Source organism: Winogradskyella echinorum, from assembly GCF_014297365.1.
Lineage (GTDB): Bacteria > Bacteroidota > Bacteroidia > Flavobacteriales > Flavobacteriaceae > Winogradskyella > Winogradskyella echinorum.
In genome coordinates, this window is the sequence record NZ_JACOQD010000007.1 from 22,466 (window position 1) to 47,925 (window position 25,460).

The following is a 25,460-nucleotide window of genomic DNA, read 5'->3' on the forward strand; positions in this document are numbered from 1 at the left end:
CATGAACAAAAAAATATCCATAATAGGCTCTGGGTTTTCTTCCTTATCTGCTTCATGTTATTTAGCAAAAGCTGGCTACGACGTTACTATCTATGAAAAAAATGCCACTGTTGGTGGAAGAGCAAGACAGCTAAAAAAAGATGGTTTTACGTTTGATATTGGTCCAAGTTGGTATTGGATGCCAGATGTTTTTGAAAAGTTTTTTAATGATTTTGGTAAATCTACCAATGACTACTATGAGCTAGATAAGTTAAACCCTGCATATAAAATATTCTTTGCAGATGAAGTGATTACCATTGGTGACCATATGGATAAAATATGTGAAGAATTTGAGCGTATTGAAACTGGCAGCTCCATACCACTAAAAAAATTTATTAGTAGAGCTCAAGAACATTATGATATTGCTATAAACAATGTGGTCTTAAAGCCTGGTGTTTCACCTTTTGAGTTGGTTACTAAAGAAACCATAACTAGGGTTGATCGGTTTTTTAAAACCATTAGCGTAGAAGTTCGTAAAAATTTTAAGAACCCTAAATTAATATCGACTTTAGAATTTCCTGTATTGTTTTTAGGGGCAAAACCAAACCAAACACCGTCTTTTTATAGTTTTATGAACTATGCTGATTTTGGTTTAGGCACATGGCATCCAAAAGGTGGTATGTTTGAAATTGTAAAAGCAATGAAGAGTTTAGCTCAAAGTTTAGGTGTATCGATAAACACTAATTGCAATGTTCAAAAAATTAATGTTGAAAACAGCAATTCTGTTGGCATCACAGTAGATGGTCAGCAAATTGATTCTGATATAGTTTTGAGTGGAGCTGATTACCATCATACCGAAACCTTATTAGATAAAGACTATAGACAATACAGCGAAGCGTATTGGAATAAACGAACTTTTGCTCCGTCTTCGCTACTCTTTTATGTTGGTTTTGACAAAAAACTAAAGAACATTGAGCATCATAATTTGTTTTTTGATACGGATTTTGAAATTCATGCGGAAGATATCTATGATACTCCAAAATGGCCAGAAGACCCTTTATTTTATGTCAATTTTCCTTCAGTAACTGATGCTAGTATGGCGCCAGATAATTGTGAAACTGGTTTCTTTCTTATTCCAATTGCACCTGGTCTAGAAGACACACCAGAGCTGCGTAAACAATATTTTGATATTATAATTAATAGGTTTGAAAAAAGGACAAATCAAAATGTTAAGACACATATCCTTTTTAAAGAATCGTTTTGCATTAATGATTTTGTTAGTGAGTATAATTCATATAAAGGTAACGCCTATGGTATGGCAAATACCTTAATGCAAACCGCTTTTTTAAGACCAAAATTAAAAAGTAAAAAAGTAAAAGGACTTTATTTTACAGGGCAATTAACTGTTCCTGGACCAGGAGTACCGCCTGCTTTAATTTCAGGAAAGCTAGTCGCAGAACTGATTCAAAAGAATGAAGTATAATTACTAAATAAGAGAATTAATATTATGAAACGAGCACGCTAAAAACGTTTATCATTTAAAAGATGATAAAAACCTAACAGTATTTGACCGTTAAAAAACAATAAAAACTAACACATGAAATCAATTTTTGACAATGTTTCGAAAGAATGTAGTAAAGCTGTGACAAATGCATACAGTACATCATTTTCTTTAGCTACGAAAATGCTATCAGACAGCATTAGACAAGACATTTATAACATCTATGGCTTTGTTAGATTTGCAGATGAAATTGTTGATACGTTTCATGATTATGATAAAGAAAAGCTTTTCAATAATTTTGAAAAGGATTTAGAAACAGCTTTAGAAGATAAAATTAGTTTAAATCCAATTTTAAACTCCTTTCAAGAAACATATCATAAATATGGTTTAGATAAGCATTTAGTAGATGCTTTTATGCATAGTATGCGCTTAGATCTTCATAAAAAAGATTATTTAACTGAGCAAGAATACAAAAACTACATTTATGGTTCAGCAGATGTTGTAGGACTAATGTGCTTAAAGGTTTTTGTAAAAGGTGATGTTGAAAAATATGAAGACTTAAAAGATTCTGCAATGAGCTTAGGTTCTGCATTTCAGAAAGTGAATTTCTTGCGAGATTTAAAAGCAGATTTTGAAGATTTAAGTAGAACATATTTTCCAAATACTGATTTAACTCAGCTTGACGAAACTTCGAAAAAAGCAATTATAGATGATATTGAAGCAGATTTTGCAAAAGGATTAAGTGGAATAAAGCGTTTACCTTTAGAAGCTAAATTTGGTGTGTTTATGGCATATCGTTACTATAATAAGTTACTAGAAAAACTTAAAAAGACACCAGCTTTAAAAATTAAATCGACCAGAATTAGAGTACCTAATTATAAAAAAGTAGAGTTACTTACTAGAAGCTATGTTAAATATCAATTGAACTTATTATAAAAAAAAGAACTTAAATTATGCAAACTGTTTTTTGGATATTAATCTTTTTAGGCACTTTTTTAATCATGGAATTTAATGCATGGTTTACTCACAAATATATTATGCATGGTTTTTTATGGAGTTTACATAGAGATCACCATCATAAAGACCACGATAGTTGGTTTGAACGAAATGATGCTTTCTTTATTTTCTACGCCATTGTTAGTATGACATGTTTTTACCTCTGGAATTACGAAAACATTTGGTATTGTTTACCAATAGGGATTGGAATAATGACTTATGGTGCTGCCTATTTTATAGTGCACGATATTTTTATACATCAACGCTTTAAAATGTTTAGAAATGCTAATAATTGGTATGCAAAAGGTGTAAGAAGAGCTCATAAAATACACCATAAGCATTTAGGTAAAGATGAAGGAGAATGCTTTGGTATGCTAATAGTTCCTTTTAAATACTTTAAAAAATAAGCTATTAGACCAACTATGTCAAAACCTTCCCATTTCGATATAATTATTATAGGAAATGGACTCGCAGGACTCCAATTAGCTTTAAAGCTTACTTCAGAATCGTTTTTTAGTAATAAAGAAATAGCATTAATAGATCCATTAGAAAAAACTATAAACGATAAAACATGGAGTTTTTGGGAAACCGAGCCATCAAAATGGAATTCTATTGCACATAAATCTTGGAGTAAAGCCTCTATAATTACGTCTAATAAAACTACCAATTTAAATCTATCACCTTACAGCTATAAAACAATACGAGCCTTAGACTTTTATAACGAAGCTAAAGCACAACTCAGCAAAAAAAAGAATATCAGTTTTATTTTAGAAAGCGTCACTTCTCTCATTGAAAAAGAACTAGTAAAAGTGACAACCACAGATAATTCTTATACATCTAATTACGTTTTTGACAGTAGAATTCCTAAGGAATTTTCAATTAAAGACAAAGGTAATATCTCTATAATACAACATTTTAAAGGATGGGTTATAAAAACAGAAAAACCTGTTTTTGATGAGACCAAATTAACTATGATGGATTATCGCCTTAAAGATGGAAATCAAACCAACTTTACTTATGTATTACCGTTTTCAAAAACTGAAGCTTTAATAGAGTTTACTTATTTTACCGAACACTTGGTTGCCGAATCAGTTTACGACAAATTCATTAAAACTTACATTAAAGATTACTTGAAAATTGACTCCTATTCTATTTTAGAAACTGAGTATGGTCAAATCCCAATGACTAATTTTAATTTTTCAAAATTTAATACTGATAAGGTTACTAAAATTGGTACAGGTGGTGGATGGGTAAAAGGATCTACTGGTTATTCATTTAAACACACTGAAAAAAAAGTTGCTATCATTGTAGATAACTTAAAAAAAGAACAAAGACCTTCGCACTTACTTTTTAGAAAAAAATATAAGTTTTATGATAAAGTTTTTCTTAAAGTTTTAAAAGATGAGAATGATAAAGGTGAATGGATTTTTGAACGTTTTTATTCCAAAAATAAAGTACAAACTATGTTTAGATTTTTAGACGAAGAATCAACCTTTAGAGAAGAACTTAAAATTATGATGTCTTTATTTTCTTGGAGTTTTATTAAGGCGTTTTTTAAAACGCTTTAAGTAGTTCATCAAGTTGATTTCTAACCTTTTCACTATTCCAGTCTACAGCACCAGACTCATCAACAACAATTTCACCAGATTTATTAATAATGAATGTCCTAGGAATAGAACCGGTTACAAGTTCACTTGGTGGCTGATCTAATGGTCTATAAACCTTAAAAGTAAACTCTTTCTTAGTCTTAAATTTATCTACCGTTTTAAAATCATCATTAGTTATAAATAGAAACTCTACTTTATCCTTGTAATCATTATATAGTAACTGAAGACTAGGCATTTCTGCAATACATGGAGGACACCATGTTGCCCAAAAATTAACAAATACAACTTTATTTTTAGTATCGTTAAAATTGAGAATTTTATGATCATCTGATTTTAATTTCCAGTTAGAATAACTTACAGAAACTCTCTCATCTATATCGATAATCGATGACTGATTTATATAACTTAATCCCTTGTGTAACAGTACTTGAATAGGCTGTCTAGTTTGCGGAATAATAAGTATTAAAACGATGGCAAAAAAAATAATATTGCTTTTGGTAAGTTTACCTTTCATTTATTAAAATTATGCCGACGTCTTATAAATTCGGATTTGTTTACGGTTAAAATCTATAACCTTTTTTTCTTTTAATTCGTTCATTAAAATATTAAGAGTTGGCCTAGATACACCTATTAAACATGCAATATCCTTTTGAGTATATGGATGATTTATAATATGATCACCTGTTTTACTACAATCATAACCAAAATCTGTACAAAGCTCATTTAAAAATTCCATAAGTCTAGTTTTAGAATCCTTAAAAAGTAAGAGCTGAAGACGACGCTCTAATTTTTTAAACTTAAGACCAATAAACTTATATATTCTTAGACTAAACGTTTTATTGTCTCGCATTAATTCATGCATGGTATTTACACCAACAGGACATATAGATGTATTATTATCTAAAGACTGTGCAAATTCATCACGCTTTTCTTCACCCAATATGGCTTTTTCACCAAAAAGCTCGCCTCTTTTTAAGATGGCTTTTACAACTTCTGTTCCATCTTCATTGTAATACCCAATCTTTACTTTTCCTTTTTCAATGAGATAAACCTTATTGGCTGCATCTTCTTCAAAATAAATATAATCACTTTTTTTATAGGCATCAAAATCGTGACAAGTCTTGTATTGCTTAAACTTATGAGGACATAACAAATTAAATAAATTCACATCCTCGAATATCCAAATGGTATTCATGACTAATAAAAGATTAATTGAGTTACATTTTTGTCGTTAAAAATTGAAAACCTTTCAGTTAAAAACAAAAAAACTCCTAGCTGTTAAAACTAGGAGTTTAAATAAAACTTGTAATTGCTCTTTTTAAGCGTTTTCTTTCTTTATTAAATTTAAAGCAGAACCTTCATTATACCATTCAATTTGAGAATCGTTATAAGTATGATTTACTACAATTGTATCCGTACTTCCATCTGCATGGACTAGCTCGATATTTAATGGTTTACCTGGTGCAAACTCATTTAAATCTAAGAAGTTAAATGTATCATCTTCTTGAATAAGATCGTAATCTGCCTCATTTGCAAATGTTAGACCTAACATTCCTTGTTTTTTAAGGTTAGTTTCATGAATACGTGCAAACGACTTAACAATTACCGCTACAACACCTAAATGTCTTGGTTCCATTGCTGCATGTTCTCTCGATGAACCTTCTCCATAATTATGGTCACCAACAACAATACTCTTTACACCAGCAGCTTTATAAGCTCTAGCAGTATCTGGCACACCAGCAAACTCACCAGTTAATTGATTTTTTACAAAATTTGTTTTCTTACCAAATGCATTTACTGCACCAATTAAACAGTTATTAGAAATATTATCTAAATGTCCTCTAAAACGTAACCAAGGTCCAGCCATAGAAATATGGTCAGTTGTACATTTACCAAAGGCTTTTATTAAAAGTTTTGCTCCTTTAATTTCATTTCCTATAGGTTCAAATGGAGTTAATAATTGTAAACGCTCTGATGTTGGACTAACCGTTACTTCTACTCCACTACCATCTGCTACTGGCGCTAAGTAACCATTATCTTTAACTTCGAATCCTTTAGGAGGTAATTCCCATCCTGTAGGCTCATCGAACATTACTTCTTCACCATTTTCGTTAATTAACTTATCAGTCATTGGATTAAAATCTAAACGACCAGCAATAGCAATTGCAGCTGTTATTTCTGGTGAAGCAACAAAAGCATGTGTATTAGGATTACCATCTGCACGTTTAGCAAAGTTTCTATTAAATGAATGCACAATGCTATTTTTTGGTGCATTTTTAGGATCGCTATATCTTGCCCATTGCCCAATACAAGGACCACAAGCATTCGTAAATATTTTAGCGTCTAAGTTTTCGAAAATATCTAAAAGACCATCGCGATCTGCTGTATAACGTACTTGTTCAGAACCTGGGTTAATCCCTAATTCTGCCTTCATTTTAATTCCTTTATCTATCGCTTGTTGTGCTATAGAAGATGCTCTTGATAAATCTTCATAAGATGAATTTGTACAAGATCCAATTAAGCCCCATTCTACAGTAATAGGCCAATCGTTTGAAGTTGCCTTCTCTGTCATTGCGCTACCAACTGGTGTAGATAAATCTGGAGTAAATGGTCCATTTAATAATGGATTTAATTCTGATAAATCTATATCAATAACTTGATCAAAGTATTGCTCTGGATTAGCATATACTTCTTCATCAGCTGTTAAATATGGTCTAATTTCGTTTGCTGCATCTGCAACATCAGCTCTATCAGTAGCACGTAAGTAACGTTCCATAGAATCGTCATATCCAAATGTTGAAGTTGTTGCTCCAATCTCAGCACCCATGTTACAAATAGTTCCTTTTCCTGTACAAGACATTGAAGTTGCACCAGGTCCAAAATATTCTACAATTGCACCTGTTCCACCTTTTACCGTAAGTATATCTGCTACTTTTAAAATTACATCCTTAGGTGCTGTCCAACCAGAAAGTTTTCCTGTTAATCTTACACCAATCAATTTCGGGAATTTAAGTTCCCAAGCCATTCCAGCCATTACATCTACTGCATCAGCTCCTCCAACACCAATAGCTACCATTCCTAATCCACCAGCATTTACTGTATGAGAATCTGTACCAATCATCATTCCACCAGGAAAGGCATAATTTTCTAATACTACTTGGTGAATAATACCAGCACCTGGTTTCCAGAATCCGATACCATATTTATTAGAAACAGATTCTAAAAAATTAAATACTTCACTACTTGTACTATTGGCATGTTTTAAATCTGCAGTTGCACCATCTTTAGCTTGTATTAAGTGATCGCAATGTACAGTCGTTGGCACAGCCACCTTAGCCTTACCAGCTTGCATAAATTGCAATAAAGCCATTTGTGCAGTAGCATCTTGACAAGCAACACGGTCTGGAGCAAAATCTACATAGTCCTTACCTCTGGTAAAGGCTTTATTAGGTTTTCCGTCCCACAAATGAGAGTATAATATTTTTTCTGAAAGTGTTAATGGTTTTCCAACAATGTCTCTGGCAGCATCAACGCGCTCAGTCATGTTAGCATAAACCTTTTTTATCATATCAATGTCAAAAGCCATAAAGTATATTTAAGAGTTTGATAAATGTTTTTTTTAGCGACACAAATTTACAAATTATAAAGAGGATTTAAAAATATGTAACGATTTTGGTTTTTCTCTGAATATAATTCATAAACTATATAATTCACTAACAATATTATAAACAATTAACAGTAAAACAGCAACTTAGCTATTAATTTAATAAATTGTCTTATTTAGAATTAATATGAATTTAATAATTTGATTTAGAAAACTGAATCAAAGTGATAAATGTTAGCACTTTTATAGTGACTATAGAAAAGGTTATATTGTTAAATTCAACAACAATAAGTACTAATTATTAACCAAAATAAAACAACGAAAATAGGAAATTGAAAACCGGTAAATCAAGAATTAAACCTATTAAATAAGAGCTTATTTCTTAGAATAAACTTTCAATAATTTTTTCGTCAGTAATACCTTCGGCTTCCGCTTTGTAATTTTTGATAATTCTGTGTCTTAGTATACCTGTTGCAACAGCTTGAATATTTTCTATATCTGGTGAAAATTTACCATGTGTAGCTGCATGTGTTTTCGCTGCTAGAATTAAATTTTGGGATGCTCTTGGACCTGCTCCCCAATCTACAAACTCTTTTACGATATCTGCAGCAGTATCTGCTTTAGGTCTTGTTTTTCCAACCAGAGTAACAGCATATTCAATAACATTATCTGCTACAGGAATACGACGAATTACATTCTGAAAATCTATAATTTCTCGTGCAGTAAACAGTGCATTAACAGATAACTGAATATCTGTTGTAGTTGCTTTTACAACATCTACCTCTTCTTTAAAAGATGGATATTCTAAATTTATTGCAAACATAAAACGATCTAACTGCGCTTCTGGTAAAGGATAAGTTCCTTCTTGCTCAATTGGGTTTTGTGTTGCTAAAACAAAATAAGGTAAATTTAATTTATACTGATGTCCTGCCACAGTAACCGAACGCTCTTGCATTGCTTCTAATAATGCAGCTTGGGTTTTTGGTGGTGTTCGGTTAATCTCATCTGCTAAAATGATATTAGCGAATATTGGCCCTTTTATAAATTTAAATTGACGATTTTCATCTAATATCTCACTACCTAATATATCACTAGGCATTAAATCTGGTGTAAATTGAATACGCTTAAAATCTAGACCTAAGGCTTGTGCAATGGTATTTACCATCAAGGTTTTAGCCAAACCAGGTACACCAATTAAAAGTGAATGTCCACCAGAAAATATAGAAATTAAGATTTGGTTTACAACATCCTCCTGACCAATAATAACTTTTGCAATTTCTTGTTTTAGAGCGTCGTATTTTTTGACAAAATTTTCTATTACAGCAACATCAGACATATACTATTGATTTTTTAACCAGTTATTTTGAAAATCGCAGTCTCTGTATTCGCCATTAATTTTAATATACGTTTCCGTTATTGTCTTTTTTTGCCATTTTCCAATAGCTTCAACTTGTTTATCTTGTAAGGCTAAATCTTTTATCTTAAGGTAATCTCTAGCAAAATCTGCTTTATGATCATCTATTCTATCAGTAACAGTTAAAATCTTAAATTTTAATCTATTTATACGATCTGCATCTTCAATAACCGGACTAATTTCACCATCCTTTAAACCTTGAATTTGAGTATATAACTCTGTATCCATTTTTGTTAATTCAAAATTAAAATCTTGAGTTGTCGGGTTGGTCATTTGGCCATCTTCGAATTTAGTTTTTTCCTCATCACTAAATTCTCTTGCTGCTTGTGCAAATGTTAAGGTACCATCTACAATTTTAGATCTTACCATATCTATCTCGTCTTTTGCTTTTTGTATAGCATCTTGAGTTAATTCTGGTCGCAATAAAATATGTCTTACATCGTATACTTGGCCTCTAATTTTTTCGAGATATATAATATGATATCCAAAGTCGGTTTCAAAAGGTTCAGAAATTTCACCTTCTTGTAATGAAAATGCTACATCTCTAAACTCTTTAACCATTCTTGGTTGTTTTCTATTTAACTGATATAAACCACCATTAGATTTAGAGGCAGCGTCGTCTGAATACACTAGCACTTTAGTAGTAAAACTCGATCCGTTTTCTACATCTTTTTTAAATCCTTTTAATTTATCTATAACAGCTTGCTTCGCTTCTTCTGTAACTTCTGGAATAATAACGATTTCGGCTAATTTAAGTTCTGTACCAAATATTGGTCTTTCGTCTTCAGGAATACTATTGAAAAATTGTCTTACTTCTTCTGGTGTAACTTCAATCTCATCAGTTATCTTTTTTCTCATTTCTTGCGCTAGGTATGCATTTTTATTAATCTCATACATCTCCTCTCTAAGCGCTTCTTCAGAATCCTTTTTGTAGAATTCAATTAAATCGTCAATTCCTTTATTAGCTTGTGCTAACATACCCTGTATTTGCTGATCTACAAGTCCTTGTATATATAATTCATTTACTAATACACTATCTTGTATCGCTTGGTGCGCATATAATTTACCTTCTAGTAAACTACCAAAAAGTTCGCAACGTGTTACGTCTTTTAAATCTGCTCCTTGAGCTTCTAATTGCGCGATTTCTCTGTCTAAATCAGATTCTAAAAGAATAAAATCTCCTACTACTGCTGCTACTCCGTCTGCTTTAACGCGCGATTTATTTACAACAGTATCTTTTGCTTTTTCAATTTTAGGTTTTTCTTCATCAATGATTTCTTGAGCATTGATAAAGTTGAAGGATATAAAGCAAACTAAAACTAGTGCTTTAATTATAAATTTGGAATTCATTGTTTTTAATGGCATCTTTTGTAATATCATTTTTGAGTTGCTTGATGAGCTCTAATTTTCTCTTGTTTATAACAATTTGTTCTATTGAAGTATTAACGTAATCTAAAGGCGCATAGTCGTTTTGAAGGCGCACATCATTTACTTGCACCAAATATAGGTTTAATGAATCTTTGAGTTGTACATAATTAGATTTTTTTAACAGTTGATTTTTATTTTCAAGTGTTATAACAGGAACTTTTTCTGCAACCTGACTATATTTTATCCAAATTGAATCATTTAAAGAATAAGACTTAAACTGTACCGAAATAGAATCTAAATAACGTTTGTCCTTAACATTAAATCGTTTAAACCTATTCTTAATACTATCTACATCTATAGGATTTAATGGTAAACTAATATATCTAAACTGCAATAAATCGTCATTAAGTTTAAAGGATTCTTTATTGGCTTCATAAAACACTTTGGCCTCGTCGGCCTGTACAATAGTATCTATATTTTTTTTAACTAATCCTTCTAGGTAAGCTTTTATATATAAGTCATTCCTATACTGTTCTACGAGCTTTGAAAATTCGTTTTGCTTTTCTTCAGAAAGGTTTACCAAAGCACCATCCATGAGTAACAATTGTCTTGCCCAACGATCTACATATGCATTTACCAAAAGTGTGCTATCTTCTTTCGATGCTCCTTTAGGTACAACATCTTCAATATCTTCTTTGTACAGATAAGCATCATTAACTCTAGCTATTGGTGCACGATCATCTGCAGATTTAAAATAACTGCAACTCGTCGCCAAAACGCAAATAATGAGTATGTAGAATATTTGTTTCAAAAACAATTATTTTTTGATTTTAGCCTTTACAGCTTTTAATGCCTTTTTATTGACTTCTACCTTATAACGCTTGTGTAAATCGTCAATCCAATTAGCTTCGATTTCTGCCTGATAATCATTAATAACATTTCCTTTAGCTTCCTCTAACGTTTTAGTGCCGGCTGGTAATATAGCCTTTACATCTATAACGTGAAACGCTTCGTTATGTTGATAGATTTTTGATACTCCTTTTTCAGTTTCAAAATTGGTAGGTAGTTTGTCGTCATTAATGTTATAAGTACCTTTTGTAAAAATAACGTTTTGCTTTCCGTCTGTATTTAATGCCTCGTTAATTTCTTCTTCAGATTTTCCTTTATTCATCATTTTAAGGATCTTCTTAGCATTAGTCTCGTCTGCGGACGATGCCATTACAATATCTACTCTATCTTTCCATTGATAGTTAACTTTATTTTTATTGTAAAACGCTTCTAATCCAACTGAATCTTTTGACGCTTTATTCCAAATTTCTTTTTCCATTAAGTCAAATAACAGTAATCCGTCTCTGTATTCTTTGAGAATATTTGCAAAGTCTTCATTCTCTAACTCTAAATTATCTTCTCTGAATTGAAGGATTGATTTTTCGAAAAAAGAATCAAACTCCTTTTCTATTAGAATAGAAGGCGATACTGTTTTACCTGCATATATACGTTGCGCAGACATAAGATGACGACCAAATTCATTGTACGTAAATGCTCTTTGGTTTACGGAAAAAATAGTTTTATCTTTTTGAAAATCGTCTGGTAATCTCCAAGAACGTCCAAAAAACTCATTAGATATAATACCTTCAAAATAGGTCTTAGCTTCCGAGTTATAAGTAATATTATAACGCTTTTTAAGTTCATTAACCATGGCGTTATTGATGAGTTTAGATCTTGTGTCTCTTTTCACCTTATTCTCCAAAGAAGGTTTTAAGTCATCAAACGATTGTAATGGTTTTAAATTAATGCGTTTTACAATGTGCCATCCATAGGCTGTTTTAAATGGCTTACTAACATCACCATCTGCCTTTAGAGAAAATGCCTCATTTTCAAATTCTTCAGAACTTAGTTGTCCGCTTTTAAAAGGTGATAACTTTCCGCCTCTATTAGAAGAACTCTTATCATCCGAAAATTGTTTTGCCAAAGCATCAAAACTTTCTCCTTGGTTTAGTTTTTTATAAATATCATTAATACGTTGCTCTGGGTCTAAAAGGGAATCTTTTTGGTTTAGAGCTACCATTATATGAGCAGCAGTTACTGTACCTCTAGATGCTCTTTTGTCTTTTACCCATACCACGTGGTATCCAAATGGAGTTCTAAAAGGCATAGAAATCTCACCCTTTGGGGTGTTATATGCTGCATTTTCAAAATCGTACACCATTTTAAATGCTGAGAAATATCCTAAATCTTCAAGAAAAATAGTCTCTCCGTTATGCATATCTGCTTTAACTTTATCAAAGCCTTCTTTTAAAGCACGCTTACGTAATGCTAAAACCTCATTGTAAGCTTTTATGGTATCTTTTTCTGTATCTGCCAATCGAACTAAAATATGCGAAGCATTAATATCTTGCTTACTACGATCGTAGGCTTCTTTTACCAAAACATCTGTTACCTTATTTTCGGATAAATAGTTTTTAGTGAGTTGTTTTTTATAACGTAAAAACTCACGTTGATATTTAGCATCTTCGTGTAACTTTAATCGTTTTGCTTCTTTAAGTTTTAGTTGATACTCTGTAAACAATTTTAAGTAACCATCAATGTCTTTTTGGCTTTCGTCCTTTACTAAATCTAAGTTTTTATTATAAACACGTAAAAACTCCGACGTCATTATAGATTCTCCATCAACCTTAAGAAGTTCTTGGTCTTTATCTTGAGAAAAAGAAAAATTAAGCGCAAATAGCACTAGGATCAAACATTTCAATTTAATACTCATAATCAATCTTCTTTAATATTGCGATTATTCATTTTTTTGAAGCTGAGCAAAAATAACATAAATAGCTTATTTAGCAAGATGAAACTACTCCATTATTTTGGCGTAAAAGACAATATATGTAGTAAAAATCATACCAAGTTCAAAGGTATATATCTACTATCGTCTATTTAAACAATTAAAAAGGTATAAACGTCGATAAGATTAAACTATTGCAGGTTGTTTTTATACTTTTATTAAAACGCATTAAAAATGACCTATACCACAGAAATCATCATTGAAAAGCCTATTGATATGGTTATTCAAAAATTAGACTCTACCGAAAACATGAAGCATTGGCAAGAGGGTTTAAAAAATGCTGAGCACATTTCTGGTACTCCTGGTGAGCTTGGTGCAAAAATGAAGCTATATTACGACTTTGGTAAACGAAAAATGGAAATTATTGAAACGATTACAAAGCAAGATTTCCCAAACGAGTTTCATGCTACTTATACTACAAAAGGTGTAAGAAATATTCAAGAAAATCATTTTGAAAGTACTGATAGTGGTTTTACAAAATGGGTTGCTAAAAACGAATTTCAACCCACTAACTTTGTAATGAGTATGATGCTATTTTTAATGCCAAGCGCTTTTAAAAAACAGACGAAAACTTATATGACCAATTTTAAAAACTTTGTTGAACACGGAACTTCAGTCTCTAATGCGTAAACTAAAATTAATCTGGGATTTTAAAGGTCCTGTAAGTCAAAAAACTGCCGAACATCATTTAATTCACCTTAAAGAATACATAAACCTTAATGGGTTAGATATTACAATTACTGGCACTGAAACCTTCAGCGAAATGCATAGTATCGCCTATTTAGTGGTAGATGAATCTGAAATGAAACCCATACGAGACGCTTTAAAACCGCATAGAGGACAAGTCTATTCTGTATCTTAATTATAGCAATTGTATTTAAATAAATTCCTAAATTTTATGGAATTTCGGAATAATGTTCATCCTAAAAAACTAAATAAAAGTTAAATTATTTTTTATTACTAACCGATTGTTTAGTTTTGTAATGTAATTAGAAATAATGGCAAGAAAAAAACAATATATAGAAGCCGAAGTAATTGACAAAGCAATGCATTTGTTCTGGAAGAATGGTTACGAAAACACCTCTATGCAAATGCTCGAGAAAGAAATGGGTATTAACAAGTTTTCTATCTATTCTAGTTTTGGTAATAAACAAGGCGTTTTTCTTGAAAGTTTAAAGTGTTACAAAGCAAAAGTGTCCCATATTTTTGAAAAATTTACAAATGCTACTAATGGTATAGAAGACATTAAACATTTTTTTTACGACACTGTAGAAGTGTGTTATAAAGATGATTTTGAAAAAGGCTGTTTGGTTACAAATACCTATAATGAATTTTCTGGTAGTGAAGATGAATTAATCAATAATCATATGGCATCTTTTATGGATAATCTTAAAGCGTTATTCATTGAAAAATTAAAAATGGATACCACTAAAGATGAAGACACCATATTAAAACAAGCTAATTATTTGGTTTTAGCCAAACATGGACTAGCTGCTGCAACACGCGTCAACAGTAAAAAGGAAATAGAAGATTATATTGAAATGACCTTTAAAAACCTTTAGAATATTTTTTTAAAAAATAACTAAACGATTGTTTAGTTTTAATAACAATTTTACATATAAATTAGAAATTATGACTACATTAAAAATTCACAACATCGAAACTGCACCAGAAGATAGCAAAGCCTTATTAGAAAATTCTCAAAAAGCCTATGGTAGAATTCCCGGTTTGCATGGTGTATTAGCAGGTGCACCACAAATTTTAGAAGCCTACCAAGCACTGCATGGATTCTTTACACAAACGTCTTTTAATGCAGAAGAGTTAACAGTGGTTTGGCAATCTATAAACGTAGAACACCAATGTCATTATTGCGTACCAGCACATACCGGAATCGCAAAAATGATGAAAGTAGACGACAGCATTACCGAAGCATTGCGTAATGAGACTCCATTAGAGAATTCAAAATTAGAAGCCCTACGTACTATGACATTAACTATTGTTCGTAATCGTGGACATGTAACACAAAACGATTTAGAAGCGTTTTATGCTGCTGGTTATGGTGAGCAACAAGTTTTAGAAATCATCTTAGGATTATCTCAAAAAACAATAAGCAACTATGTTAACCACATTGCGAATACTCCAGTAGATGAGGCATTTCAAAAATTTGCATGGTCTAAAGAAAATGTGGTTTTATAAGTATTAAAATCACAGAACTTGATTGATAGCTTTTAAACCTTCCGCCTTTGTGCGGAAGGTTTATTAAATTTCCTTTTTAAACGATTACAACTTAACTTAAACACTTTCAATGAGACATTTCAATTTAAATAAGATGATGAATTATTCAAAATTAATTCTTATGGTTATCACTAGCGCTTTAATAACTGCTTGTGGTAATAAAGAAAATAAAACCAAAGACACACAAAAAACCGAAGTATCTAAATCTATAGAATTTCAAAATAAAGGACATGAGTTAGTTTATAAAATGACTCAAAAAACAGGAAGCTACCAAGACTTACTAAAACTAAAAGATATAGTATTTAATTATACCTATCGTACACCAGACCAAAAAGAAGATGTCTCTATTGAATCGTACATTTTTGATGGAGAACTTTCTCATGCCACCTATATAAAACACCAAAGAACCTTACCAGAATTAAAAGGAAAAATGGAACAAGCTTACAATGGTAAAGACTTTTGGGTAAAAATAGATGGTAAAGACATTACTGCTGAAGATGCTATTGAAAGTGTAAAATTTACTCGTAAAACCAATTTTTATTGGTTTGCAATGATGCAAAAATTATTAGATCCAGGTATTAATTATGAGTACTTAGGACAAAATAGTGTAAATGGTACAAATTACGACATCGTAAAAATCACCTTTTCTGCTGCCGAAGATATAGCTACAGATATTTATCAATTATATATAAATCCAGAGACGCATTTAGTAGATCAGTTTCTATTTACAGTGGTTTCTAAAAATGTAACAGACCCAATTTTAATGCGTGTTACTTACGAAGAAATTGACGGTGTATTATTAACTACTTACCGTAAATACACAAAATCTGATTGGAAAGCCAATGTCATTAACGATGTTTGGGTAGAAGAAATAACAAAAGACGTTAAGTTTAATCAAGGATTAGACAAAGCCTTATTTAATAAATAAGAATTAGTTTAAACATTAGCCAAAAGCAAAAAAACAGCATCTTAAAGATGCTGTTTTTTTGTTTTATCTTTCTGAGCCTTGGTGACTTGACATTGTAAAATTAAAAGCCTAACTTCGTTTACCTGTGCTGAACTTGTTTCAGTAACGCTTGATAAAAATCATTAAAACGATTTTTTATCAGAGGTCTATTGGCAGCAATTACAACCGAATGAAAGAAAAATTTAAAAACTACCATAAAATTCCAGAAAATGAATATTCAAATATTTGGGATAGTGCTATTTTTATTTTGGATACAAATATTTTACTTAATCTGTTTAGATATCCGGAAAATGCAAGAGTCGATTTTCTAAAAGTTTTAAAAAAAATAAAATCAAGAATATGGGTGCCATTTATTGCTGGTCTAGAATTTTATGAAAATTTAGAGCATGTAAAGAATTCACAAATGAGGGCATATGACAAGATTTACAATCTAATTGATAAAACTAAATCAAAGGAGTTATTATTAAAAGATGAACTTATATCAGATTTAAAAAAACTCAAACTAGAAAAAAGACATTATGATATTTCAGAAGAACAATTAATTAGTGATTTCAAGCAATTAAGTAATGACTATCAAGAAAAAATCTCTGATATTCAGACAAAATATTTATTTGACGAAAAAAGTGAACGCAAACAAAAAATAACAAAAGAAAACTTAAAATTGCTAGACGATCTGGAAAAACTTTTAGAAAAAAAAGTAGGAGATCCGTTCGGTGATCAAGATGCAATTAATAAAATAAATAAAGAAGGAAAAACTAGATTTGAAAATCTTATTCCACCAGGTTTCAAAGATAGTAGTAAAGAAAGAGATTCTAATAAACGTAATTTAACTTTCAATTCACTCATTTACAAAAGAGAATTTTGTGACTTATATATTTGGAATGAAATAATCAATAAAAGTAATTCTTTGGATACAAAAACTAACAATGTGGTTTTTATCACAGACGATGCAAAGGAAGATTGGTGGAGAATAGTTAACGGAAAAACTGTAGGACCAAGAATAGAGTTAATCGATGAATTAAAAACAAAGAGCAATGGAAAAATAGCTAATTTTCTAATGTATAATTCATGGCGCTTTCTTGAGTATGCAACTGATAAATACAAAATAAAATTAAAATCAGAAACGCTGCCTCAAATCAAAAAAGTTCAAGAAAATAGAAATTTTGCACTTAAATATAGAGATGGAATTTATATAGCATTTAAGAAATATATTAATAAAACAAATTCACATGTAGAGTTTGTGCCTAGTCAAGCCAAACATTTAATAATTTTTAAGGATGAAGTTTTAGATTTAATTGCATTTGATGTTAGAACCAAACATTCAATAAATTTCAATATTGATATGGTAATTAAAGATGTAATGAAAAAATTTGATTCAGGAATATTAGACAAATATTATTCATATAATTTAGTAATAATTGAATTTGATAGAGAAGAATATGAAATTAACAGATTTATTTATCCATCATACTCTGAAAAACTGCCAAGTAAAATAAATATCGTTTCAAACTACGCTGATTTTGATGAAGTTAATAAAGAATATATAATAGAATAAAACTGCTGCCAACACCGTGTATAATTAATGGCTAGTTTTAGCCTACTTACGAAAATCCCCTCGGATTTTCTATTCGGTTTTTATTTGCTAAATTAGTTGCTTACACACGCTACGTATCATATACAAAACCGTTAAACGAAACTCAAAAAATTGCATAAAAAAACAGCGTTCTACTTACGCTGTTTTTTTTATTTATAATAGATACCTGCCTTTGCAGGAATTTGTGTTACCTAGAATAATTAGGTGCTTCTTTAGTGATAGTTACATCGTGCGGATGGCTCTCGTTAATACCACTTGCGGTTATCTTAACAAAACGTCCGTTTTCTTTTAACGTTGCTATATCCTTGGCACCACAATAACCCATACCTGCTCTAAGTCCACCAACAAATTGGTGTATACTTTCAAAAAGCTCTCCTTTATATGGTACACGGCCAACAATACCTTCTGGTACTAATTTTTTAATATCGTCTTCTACATCTTGGAAGTAACGGTCTTTACTGCCTTGTTTCATGGCCTCAACAGAACCCATGCCTCTGTAGGATTTAAATTTTCGACCTTCGTAAATTATTGTTTCACCTGGACTCTCTTTTGTACCTGCTAACAATGATCCTAGCATTACGGTATCTGCACCTGCAGCAATCGCTTTAGGAATATCTCCTGTATAACGTATGCCACCATCTGCAATTACTGGCACACCAGTACCTTTTATGGCAGCTGCAACTTCTAGTACAGCAGAAAACTGAGGAAATCCAACTCCTGCCACTACTCTAGTTGTACAAATAGAACCTGGACCAATACCTACTTTTACAGCATCTGCACCAGCTTCAACCAAATATTTAGCAGCTTCGCCTGTGGCAATGTTACCTACAATGACTTCTAACTTTGGAAATTGCTGTTTTATAGCTTTTAGTATTGTTACAACTCCAGCAGTATGTCCATGAGCAGTATCTATTACAACCGCATCTACACCCGCTTTTACCAATGCATCTGCTCTATCAACTGCATCACCAGTAACACCAATAGCTGCAGCAACTCTTAGTCTACCATAATTATCTTTATTGGCATTTGGCTTTTGTGTTACTTTAGTAATATCTCTAAATGTAATTAAGCCAGCAAGTTTATAATTGTCGTCTACAATAAGTAGTTTTTCAATTTTATTTTGTTGAAGAATTTTTTCGGCATCTTTTAATGACGTACCTACTGCAGCAGTAACTAGGTTTTCACCAGTCATAACTTCTATGATAGGTCTGTCATTTTCGTGCTCAAAACGTAAATCTCGGTTGGTAACAATACCTTTTAAAGTTCCGTTATCATCAACTATAGGAATACCTCCAATACTATGCTCTCGCATGGCATTTTTTGCATCGGCAACGATAGCATCCATTGGTAAAGTTACAGGATCTATAATCATACCACTTTCTGCTCGCTTAACGCGTCTTACCTTCTGCGCTTGCTGCTCTATGGTCATGTTTTTGTGTAACACACCAATACCACCTTCTTGTGCCATGGCAATAGCCATTTTACTTTCAGTAACCGTATCCATGGCAGCCGAAACTACTGGGATATTAATGGTAATGTTTTTTGTGAATTTGGTTTGAATATTAACTTCGCGCGGAAGAACTTCAGAAAATGCTGGAACTAATAGGACGTCATCGTAGGTAAGTCCTTCACCTAAGATTTTGTTTTCGTGTGCTGTCATTGCAATTGAGATATAATTGCGTGCAAATATAAGTCATTTTTTAATGATATTATTGACTCTTTGTAAAACCTTTTGGGATATATAATTTTTCGGAATCATAAAAACTGATATAAACTAAAATTGGTTTTTTTAAACCATCGTAGGTAACTTCGTAAACATCAACTAAAGCTGTACCTCCATATCCGTTTTCACTTTTGTATCCGCAGCAAGCACCTCTTCTCTGATAACTTAATTCTTCACCATTTGGTCCAGCCAAAGACGCAAGATATCTTAATTGATTTTTTACACTCTTTTCACCAACTTTAACTGGTTTCTCACCAACTAAGCCATATTCCTTATCATCTGCATACGTATCTATATCGAAAAATGGTATGTGATTAGAAGATTTTGTAGCATGTGTGGCTCCAGAACTGGTAATCTTAGGCTTTTTAGCACCACAAGAAGTTAATAAAAACGTGACTAAACATAATCTAAGTAATAGCTTCATAAGTGTAATTTTCTTACAAGCTAATAATTTTTTTAAAAAAATGAATAATCTTAAAGATAAATTTTAAATATTTTACGCTTTACTTATATCTCGTTTAGCACTAGGCATAAATAATTGTTTCAAAATAATTAAAACAACAATGGTATAACTCAACGTCATTAGAGTACCAGAAATCATAACAATGTACTTCATCCATAAAAAGCCTTTCCAGAGTAAATAGATACCACCAAAAGTGAGTAAAATAGATATAAACGGTTCTATTAAAAGTAATAGTTTGAGTCTAAGATTTAATCGTGTAGTTACAAATATTAAACCCGTGAGAAAAAATATAATAGACATAGAAAGAATATGTCCATGCACTAAAGTAAGCATTTGCTGCTCATTCTTTTTAAACTTCATCACTGTAGCATCTAGATCGTCTTCATTACCTAAATACTGCTCCTCTATACCATCTGGATCACTAGAAGAGGTTTCATTTACAAAAAGAAGTCCTGTGTAAAAGCCTATACTTAAAACTAAGATAAAAGCGGCAATAAGCACTTTTAATTCTTTTGGAAATGTTTCTATAAGGCCGTTTAGTGTCATTTACAGAATTCCTTTAGTATTAAGAATTTTTAATGATTTCATTAAATCATTCATAGCATTAGTCATAGAACGTACAGAAATGGTTGCACCAGAAATAGCATCAATATTATCGCCATAACGGAACTCATCGTCTTTTGTTTTTCCTATAAATTGACGTAACCAACGCTTGCTTCCTATTTCTCCACCATATTCTTCGCGATAGATTAAAACTTTAGCTTTTACTATGGTTAACTTAGAATCGAATAACACTAAATAATCATATTTTGCAGTTTTACTTGGTGCTTTGGCCACATAAGCATAACCTAACAATTCGTCTGATGATTTTACTTCGAAAAAATTATCTGCACCAAAATCTGAAGGTAATTCTTTAGCCACTTCAGTAGCAATTACTTTTGCATTGAATGAAAATTCTTCAACTTCAAAAGTAGATGTTATAACCTTATCCACTTTCTTTTGAAGTTTGGCAGATAATCCAAAACCAAATCCTAAAAAAGCTACAAGTATTATGGATATATGTTTTAATTTCATGGCGCAAAAGTATTAATTATTTTAGTCTAAACTTTAATAATAATGCCAAAAGCCAACCTCAAATTTTAATAGAGATTAGCTTAATGACACATTCAAAACTTAATTATAAATCGTTCTAGAACCAAACTCCAATACCAAAGTTTAATCTATTATTTACATCACTGTTTTCAGCTTCGTTACTTCTAAACTGGTAATCTCCTTTTATTACAACACCAGGTGCAATGTGGTAACTTAAACCTGTAGTAATATCTGTTCTGTTATAAGCATCGTTTCTTGGCGTGTTACTTGCTGTTTCTGCATGAGTATCATAATTTTCGTAACGTGTAAATGCAAATAAACGTTGCGATTTACTTAGTGGTAATAAGTTATATGCGACTTCTGCATAGTATCCCATTAATCCGCTACCAAGGTCATTGCCAGTTAAATTGTTATACGCTTTTGTATCTTTTAAAGATGCATAGATAAACTGACCTCTTGCTGTAAAACGTCTCTTTGCATAACGAGCATCAAAACCAACCATTGATACTCCAATATTTGCACCATCAATATCTTCTACATCGTCAGTAGCTTGTGTTTTACCAAAATATCCTGACAATCCTAATCTTAAACCTGGTAATCCGTAATACTCAACTTTAGTTGAAAATGTAGGACTATCTACAGTCGATTTAATGGCCTTTTGTCTTCCACCTCTTAAACCATTGCTACCTTTAAGGAATCCTGTGATTTCACCATCATCATTCATTGTAGATTTAAAACCATTGAAAATATAGGCTTGGTAACCAATAGATGCTTCTGGAAAACGACCCGTAACACCTACTCCAATTTCTCTCCATGTTGTTGGTACAATGGCATTATCTACTGCAGGACGTTCCACTCCATTAAAGGTTGTAGGTTCGTGATACTCATTTACAATGCCCATTGGTACTAACATTAATCCACCGCGTAAACTTATATTATCAGCAATATTATGATTAACAAAAGCTTGCTCTACAAAAACCTCTTCCGTATGCTCTATCTCAACTTCTGTTACAAACTGCGTTTTATCATCGAACTTATAACCAAAAAGTAATACTAAACGCTGAATATCCATCTCACCATTTAAACTCTCTGGTTGGTTGTAAGTAATCTCACCATAAGCACTTACAGTTACTGCTTTACCATAATTACCAGATAAAATACGCTGTGCTGCGTTTAATTGTTGTTGTGGATCGTTGATTGAATCTTGAGCCGTTTGTGCAAATGAAAATAGGCATAGAAAACATGCTAAAATTGAAATTGATTTAGTCATTTGTTGTATTTATTTAGACTTATTACAAATAATTTGTTGAAATTCGAGCGCAAAAATAAGACACAAAATAACTTTGTCAAACTTTATTTAGATTAATTTTAAATAAATTTTATCAATAACAATCTTTTTTAATTTGTTTATTATTTTCAAACGTACCTAATGGTTCATTTAGATGTTTTGTAGTTATCTGATTTAGAACTTCTAAGACGCTATTTTGCATAGCAATAGATCCACATATCATTATAATACCCTCTTCCTGTAGATGTTTTGAAATAAAATCTGATTGTTGAAGAATTAAATCCTGAACATATACTTTTGCTTCCTGTTCTTGAGAATAAGCAACATGAAACTGAGATAATTTATTTTCATTTTTTGCTTCATTCAAAAAATCAGCATACAACTCTAGCGATTGATGGGTTCTTCCACCCCAAAACAAATGTATATGTTGTTGTTTGTGATTGTCTTTTATCATTCCTAAAAAAGGAGCAATTCCAGTTCCGTTGGCAATCAACACAACATTTTTAGCCTTTTTTGGCAAATAAAAATTAGAATTATAATCTATATGCGCTTCAATAGTGTCCGAAGGATTCAAGCCACTTAAAATCGAAGAACATAAACCTTTATCATGCTTCTTAATACTCAACAGAATATCTCCATTAACCTTAGCGATGGAATATTGTCGAGCTGCTTCATTTATGTTTGGTCTAAAAGCGAGTAAATCACCAGACTGAAATTTAATTTTCTTAGTAGGTCTTAGCTGTAATAAAAAGGTGTCATCTATATTTAATTCCATTCGCTGAACCACTTTAAATTGTCTGGTGTTTTTAGAACTTCGTTTTTCAATAGGTTGCTGGATTTTTAAATTCTGATTTGAAGCTATATTCCATTGTGAAAGCCATGTTCTAAAAGCATCAAACGATTGATTATTAATTTTGAATAGTTCTAACTTCTGACTAAAATTTTCGTGTGAATTCAACAACTGATGAACCTCTTCAGCATACTTACAATAATCTGGGTAAAGCAAAGAACCAAAACCAACCACACTAAATTCTATGCTTTGATTTTGTGTTGTTGCTTCTAACAGTTTTTTGAATTTTGACGCATTTACTGGAGCTTCTCCTTCGCCATAAGTAGCTGTAAACACAATAACTTCTTTAGCTTTATTATAGTTAGCATAAGTATTTAAGGTTGTAATGTAAGCCGTCTTTCCGGTAGCAATTAAAGCCTTATAAAATAGGGTTGCAAATTGATAGGTGCTTCCAGTTTCAGAACCAACTAAGATGATATACTCTGCTTCGTCTTTTGTAAATTTATTCGTAATCTTTTTTGTTGCTTTTTGACGTTTTAAAGTCATTGCAAAACCAGAATAAATAAAGAATAGTAATGCAATGCAAACCAAGGCTAAAACTACAGACCACAAAATAGTGCCTTGCCCTGTATGTAAAAGCAAACTCCATTGCGACATTAATTTTACCAAAGGGTAATTCTGCTCGCTAATAATCTCACCAGAATACTGATTAATTAAAAGTTCTTTGTCTTTTAGCTTTATAAAATAATAGTCTTCTACATCATCTGAAAATGGAAACTCTATACTTTTAACATCAGCTATTTTTAAATTATTAAACACTTCAAAATCTGTAAAGGGTGTTTTTATAATTTCGTCTGAATTAACTTCTGGATAAGTATGTGTTATTTTAGTTTCTGGCAAAAGTGAAAACTTTTCTAGCGATAAATAAACACCTGTAAATGCTACGATAATAACTGGTATAAGAAACCAACGACCTAAAACAACGTGGTAATATTGATCAAAATTTTCATTAATTATTTTTGAAAAAAAACGTTTTATACCACCTTGTCTTTTAGCAATTAAAACAATGCCTGTAATTGCCATAAGAATTAAAAAGAAAGAAACTAAACCAACGATAAAACGTCCTGTAGATTTTAAGAATAAGGAACGATGTAGATTGGTGGTAAACTTAAAAAGAGGTGCTTTTTCTATAAGATCACCTAGCTTTTCACCTGTTTCTGGATTGACATAAAATGTTTCGCTATCTCCTTCTTTTGTAATAACAGAAGCTACAACAAAATTATTTTCATCTGTAGTGATGGTTATAATTTCGTCATAGCTTTCCGATAAGCTACTAATAGTTGTAGCTAAAGATATATTGCTATTAATCTTATACGGTTGTAACTGATTAGAAATTGGCTCAAAAGCCAAAATAGTACCAGTTATCGAAGCTAAAACAATAAAAAGTGAAGACACTAAAGCCAACATAAGATGACTAAATCTCCAGATAGAAATGGTCATTTTAACTGGTTTTATTGAGGCATCATTCTTATGTATCTAATAAAGCCAGTACCTTCAACTTTACTTTTTACATTCTCTGCTGTTAACTCTAATTCTACATCACTTTCGTAATATTCTTGATCCTCAACAGCAGTTTCAAATCTTAGTTTGTAACCTTTATCTATTTTATCGTTATCTATCTCTATAACACTAATGGAACGCTCACCTCCACTGATTGTCGCTCCTGTAATTGCATCAATATCTGATCGTTTTTTTCCATAGAACTGCCACCAAGACTCAACAGTATTGTACCACTCGTCATCATCTCCTTTTACATTTAAGGTCTCAACATATTCGCCTTCTGGATTCAATAATGAAATTACTATGTACGCGCCTTCACCTGTATAATTGGTCATTTGAATCATACATTTATACTTAGTGGATTCTGCCAAACTTGCAAATGACATTAAACCCAATACAACCGCAAATAATGCTATTAATTTTATGTTTTTCATCTTCAAAAT

24 protein-coding genes are annotated in these 25,460 nt (G+C 31.5%); 10 read left to right on the forward strand and 14 right to left on the reverse strand.

Annotation, left to right across the window (positions count from 1 at the left end):
* The first annotated feature begins 1 nt into the window (after nucleotide 1).
* The 4 genes from H8K90_RS15850 (at nucleotide 2) to H8K90_RS15865 (ending at nucleotide 4,044) form a co-directional block, all read left to right on the forward strand.
* On the forward strand, nucleotides 2-1,462 hold the full coding sequence (locus tag H8K90_RS15850) for a phytoene desaturase family protein (RefSeq protein WP_186846972.1): 1,461 nt from the start codon (nucleotides 2-4) through the stop codon (nucleotides 1,460-1,462).
* Nucleotides 1,463-1,576: 114 nt separating this feature from the next.
* Nucleotides 1,577-2,416 carry a phytoene/squalene synthase family protein gene (locus tag H8K90_RS15855; RefSeq protein WP_186846973.1) on the forward strand — a complete coding sequence of 280 codons (840 nt, stop codon included), beginning with the start codon at nucleotides 1,577-1,579 and terminating at the stop codon, nucleotides 2,414-2,416.
* A 17-nt stretch (nucleotides 2,417-2,433) separates the two neighbouring features.
* Entirely contained in the window at nucleotides 2,434-2,883 is a 450-nt protein-coding gene (locus H8K90_RS15860) for a sterol desaturase family protein (protein ID WP_186846974.1), read from the forward strand.
* Nucleotides 2,884-2,898: 15 nt separating this feature from the next.
* Nucleotides 2,899-4,044, forward strand: coding sequence for a lycopene cyclase family protein (locus H8K90_RS15865; RefSeq protein ID WP_186846975.1), 1,146 nt, complete (start codon nucleotides 2,899-2,901; stop codon nucleotides 4,042-4,044).
* On the opposite strand, the gene H8K90_RS15870 is transcribed toward H8K90_RS15865, so the two are convergent.
* The 7 genes from H8K90_RS15870 to H8K90_RS15900 form a co-directional block, all read right to left on the reverse strand.
* Entirely contained in the window at nucleotides 4,031-4,597 is a 567-nt protein-coding gene (locus H8K90_RS15870) for a TlpA family protein disulfide reductase (RefSeq protein ID WP_186846976.1), read from the reverse strand. The two genes, H8K90_RS15865 and H8K90_RS15870, sit on opposite strands and share 14 nt — an antisense overlap.
* A gap of 9 nt (nucleotides 4,598-4,606) precedes the next feature.
* Complete coding sequence (locus H8K90_RS15875) at nucleotides 4,607-5,278, reverse strand: Crp/Fnr family transcriptional regulator (protein WP_186846977.1); 672 nt, start codon at nucleotides 5,276-5,278, stop codon at nucleotides 4,607-4,609.
* A 123-nt stretch (nucleotides 5,279-5,401) separates the two neighbouring features.
* Complete coding sequence (locus tag H8K90_RS15880; protein WP_186846978.1) at nucleotides 5,402-7,669, reverse strand: aconitate hydratase; 2,268 nt, start codon at nucleotides 7,667-7,669, stop codon at nucleotides 5,402-5,404.
* A gap of 400 nt (nucleotides 7,670-8,069) precedes the next feature.
* On the reverse strand, nucleotides 8,070-9,023 hold the full coding sequence (locus H8K90_RS15885; protein ID WP_186846979.1) for an AAA family ATPase: 954 nt from the start codon (nucleotides 9,021-9,023) through the stop codon (nucleotides 8,070-8,072).
* Between the two features lie 3 nt (nucleotides 9,024-9,026).
* Nucleotides 9,027-10,481 carry a peptidylprolyl isomerase gene (locus H8K90_RS15890; RefSeq protein ID WP_186846980.1) on the reverse strand — a complete coding sequence of 485 codons (1,455 nt, stop codon included), beginning with the start codon at nucleotides 10,479-10,481 and terminating at the stop codon, nucleotides 9,027-9,029.
* Complete coding sequence (locus H8K90_RS15895; RefSeq protein WP_222611374.1) at nucleotides 10,429-11,280, reverse strand: peptidyl-prolyl cis-trans isomerase; 852 nt, start codon at nucleotides 11,278-11,280, stop codon at nucleotides 10,429-10,431. The genes H8K90_RS15890 and H8K90_RS15895 overlap by 53 nt, the downstream gene beginning before the upstream one ends.
* Before the next feature lie 6 nt (nucleotides 11,281-11,286).
* Nucleotides 11,287-13,200, reverse strand: coding sequence for a peptidylprolyl isomerase (locus tag H8K90_RS15900; RefSeq protein ID WP_315970287.1), 1,914 nt, complete (start codon nucleotides 13,198-13,200; stop codon nucleotides 11,287-11,289).
* 279 nt (nucleotides 13,201-13,479) lie between these two features.
* Between H8K90_RS15900 and H8K90_RS15905 the strand changes: the two genes are divergently transcribed.
* From H8K90_RS15905 to H8K90_RS15930, 6 genes are all read left to right on the forward strand, one after another.
* Entirely contained in the window at nucleotides 13,480-13,935 is a 456-nt protein-coding gene (locus H8K90_RS15905; RefSeq protein WP_186846982.1) for an SRPBCC family protein, read from the forward strand.
* On the forward strand, nucleotides 13,928-14,167 hold the full coding sequence (locus H8K90_RS15910) for a hypothetical protein (protein ID WP_186846983.1): 240 nt from the start codon (nucleotides 13,928-13,930) through the stop codon (nucleotides 14,165-14,167). Before H8K90_RS15905 ends, H8K90_RS15910 begins: the two co-directional genes overlap by 8 nt.
* Nucleotides 14,168-14,303: 136 nt before the next feature.
* Complete coding sequence (locus H8K90_RS15915; RefSeq protein ID WP_186846984.1) at nucleotides 14,304-14,867, forward strand: TetR/AcrR family transcriptional regulator; 564 nt, start codon at nucleotides 14,304-14,306, stop codon at nucleotides 14,865-14,867.
* 70 nt (nucleotides 14,868-14,937) lie between these two features.
* Nucleotides 14,938-15,501: a carboxymuconolactone decarboxylase family protein gene (locus H8K90_RS15920; protein ID WP_186846985.1), complete on the forward strand. Its 564-nt coding sequence runs from the start codon at nucleotides 14,938-14,940 to the stop codon at nucleotides 15,499-15,501.
* A gap of 109 nt (nucleotides 15,502-15,610) precedes the next feature.
* A complete protein-coding gene (locus H8K90_RS15925; protein WP_186846986.1) occupies nucleotides 15,611-16,468 on the forward strand; it encodes a DUF6503 family protein in 858 nt (285 codons plus the stop codon).
* A 208-nt stretch (nucleotides 16,469-16,676) separates the two neighbouring features.
* Nucleotides 16,677-18,062, forward strand: coding sequence for a PIN-like domain-containing protein (locus tag H8K90_RS15930; protein ID WP_186846987.1), 1,386 nt, complete (start codon nucleotides 16,677-16,679; stop codon nucleotides 18,060-18,062).
* Nucleotides 18,063-18,288: 226 nt separating this feature from the next.
* Here H8K90_RS15930 and guaB read toward each other — a convergent pair whose 3' ends face one another.
* From guaB to H8K90_RS15965, 7 genes are all read right to left on the reverse strand, one after another.
* Nucleotides 18,289-19,761 (reverse strand): IMP dehydrogenase, encoded by a 1,473-nt coding sequence (gene guaB, locus H8K90_RS15935; protein WP_186846988.1) that lies wholly within the window; start codon nucleotides 19,759-19,761, stop codon nucleotides 18,289-18,291.
* A 49-nt stretch (nucleotides 19,762-19,810) separates the two neighbouring features.
* Complete coding sequence (locus tag H8K90_RS15940) at nucleotides 19,811-20,248, reverse strand: 2-dehydro-3-deoxyphosphooctonate aldolase (RefSeq protein ID WP_186846989.1); 438 nt, start codon at nucleotides 20,246-20,248, stop codon at nucleotides 19,811-19,813.
* Nucleotides 20,249-20,320: 72 nt separating this feature from the next.
* Nucleotides 20,321-20,833 (reverse strand): hypothetical protein, encoded by a 513-nt coding sequence (locus H8K90_RS15945; protein ID WP_186846990.1) that lies wholly within the window; start codon nucleotides 20,831-20,833, stop codon nucleotides 20,321-20,323.
* A complete protein-coding gene (locus H8K90_RS15950) occupies nucleotides 20,834-21,361 on the reverse strand; it encodes an FMN-binding protein (RefSeq protein WP_186846991.1) in 528 nt (175 codons plus the stop codon). It lies immediately after the preceding gene.
* Between the two features lie 115 nt (nucleotides 21,362-21,476).
* Nucleotides 21,477-22,649 (reverse strand): hypothetical protein, encoded by a 1,173-nt coding sequence (locus H8K90_RS15955; RefSeq protein ID WP_186846992.1) that lies wholly within the window; start codon nucleotides 22,647-22,649, stop codon nucleotides 21,477-21,479.
* Between the two features lie 112 nt (nucleotides 22,650-22,761).
* Entirely contained in the window at nucleotides 22,762-24,957 is a 2,196-nt protein-coding gene (locus tag H8K90_RS15960; protein WP_186846993.1) for a PepSY domain-containing protein, read from the reverse strand.
* An 11-nt stretch (nucleotides 24,958-24,968) separates the two neighbouring features.
* Complete coding sequence (locus H8K90_RS15965) at nucleotides 24,969-25,451, reverse strand: DUF2271 domain-containing protein (RefSeq protein WP_186846994.1); 483 nt, start codon at nucleotides 25,449-25,451, stop codon at nucleotides 24,969-24,971.
* Nucleotides 25,452-25,460: the final 9 nt, after the last annotated feature.

Excerpts from the sequence above, each read along its gene's own strand:
- H8K90_RS15950 (WP_186846991.1), bottom strand. The coding sequence starts at position 21,361 with ATGAAATTAAAACATATATCCATAATACTTGTAGCTTTTTTAGGATTT.
- H8K90_RS15915 (WP_186846984.1), top strand. The coding sequence starts at position 14,304 with ATGGCAAGAAAAAAACAATATATAGAAGCCGAAGTAATTGACAAAGCA.
- H8K90_RS15960 (WP_186846993.1), bottom strand. The coding sequence starts at position 24,957 with ATGACCATTTCTATCTGGAGATTTAGTCATCTTATGTTGGCTTTAGTG.
- H8K90_RS15905 (WP_186846982.1), top strand. The coding sequence starts at position 13,480 with ATGACCTATACCACAGAAATCATCATTGAAAAGCCTATTGATATGGTT.
- H8K90_RS15870 (WP_186846976.1), bottom strand. The coding sequence starts at position 4,597 with ATGAAAGGTAAACTTACCAAAAGCAATATTATTTTTTTTGCCATCGTT.
- H8K90_RS15850 (WP_186846972.1), top strand. The coding sequence starts at position 2 with ATGAACAAAAAAATATCCATAATAGGCTCTGGGTTTTCTTCCTTATCT.
- H8K90_RS15855 (WP_186846973.1), top strand. The coding sequence starts at position 1,577 with ATGAAATCAATTTTTGACAATGTTTCGAAAGAATGTAGTAAAGCTGTG.
- H8K90_RS15930 (WP_186846987.1), top strand. The coding sequence starts at position 16,677 with ATGAAAGAAAAATTTAAAAACTACCATAAAATTCCAGAAAATGAATAT.
- H8K90_RS15865 (WP_186846975.1), top strand. The coding sequence starts at position 2,899 with ATGTCAAAACCTTCCCATTTCGATATAATTATTATAGGAAATGGACTC.
- guaB (WP_186846988.1), bottom strand. The coding sequence starts at position 19,761 with ATGACAGCACACGAAAACAAAATCTTAGGTGAAGGACTTACCTACGAT.
- H8K90_RS15955 (WP_186846992.1), bottom strand. The coding sequence starts at position 22,649 with ATGACTAAATCAATTTCAATTTTAGCATGTTTTCTATGCCTATTTTCA.
- H8K90_RS15920 (WP_186846985.1), top strand. The coding sequence starts at position 14,938 with ATGACTACATTAAAAATTCACAACATCGAAACTGCACCAGAAGATAGC.
- H8K90_RS15860 (WP_186846974.1), top strand. The coding sequence starts at position 2,434 with ATGCAAACTGTTTTTTGGATATTAATCTTTTTAGGCACTTTTTTAATC.
- H8K90_RS15885 (WP_186846979.1), bottom strand. The coding sequence starts at position 9,023 with ATGTCTGATGTTGCTGTAATAGAAAATTTTGTCAAAAAATACGACGCT.
- H8K90_RS15910 (WP_186846983.1), top strand. The coding sequence starts at position 13,928 with ATGCGTAAACTAAAATTAATCTGGGATTTTAAAGGTCCTGTAAGTCAA.
- H8K90_RS15890 (WP_186846980.1), bottom strand. The coding sequence starts at position 10,481 with ATGATATTACAAAAGATGCCATTAAAAACAATGAATTCCAAATTTATA.
- H8K90_RS15925 (WP_186846986.1), top strand. The coding sequence starts at position 15,611 with ATGAGACATTTCAATTTAAATAAGATGATGAATTATTCAAAATTAATT.
- H8K90_RS15965 (WP_186846994.1), bottom strand. The coding sequence starts at position 25,451 with ATGAAAAACATAAAATTAATAGCATTATTTGCGGTTGTATTGGGTTTA.
- H8K90_RS15945 (WP_186846990.1), bottom strand. The coding sequence starts at position 20,833 with ATGACACTAAACGGCCTTATAGAAACATTTCCAAAAGAATTAAAAGTG.
- H8K90_RS15940 (WP_186846989.1), bottom strand. The coding sequence starts at position 20,248 with ATGAAGCTATTACTTAGATTATGTTTAGTCACGTTTTTATTAACTTCT.
- H8K90_RS15875 (WP_186846977.1), bottom strand. The coding sequence starts at position 5,278 with ATGAATACCATTTGGATATTCGAGGATGTGAATTTATTTAATTTGTTA.
- H8K90_RS15880 (WP_186846978.1), bottom strand. The coding sequence starts at position 7,669 with ATGGCTTTTGACATTGATATGATAAAAAAGGTTTATGCTAACATGACT.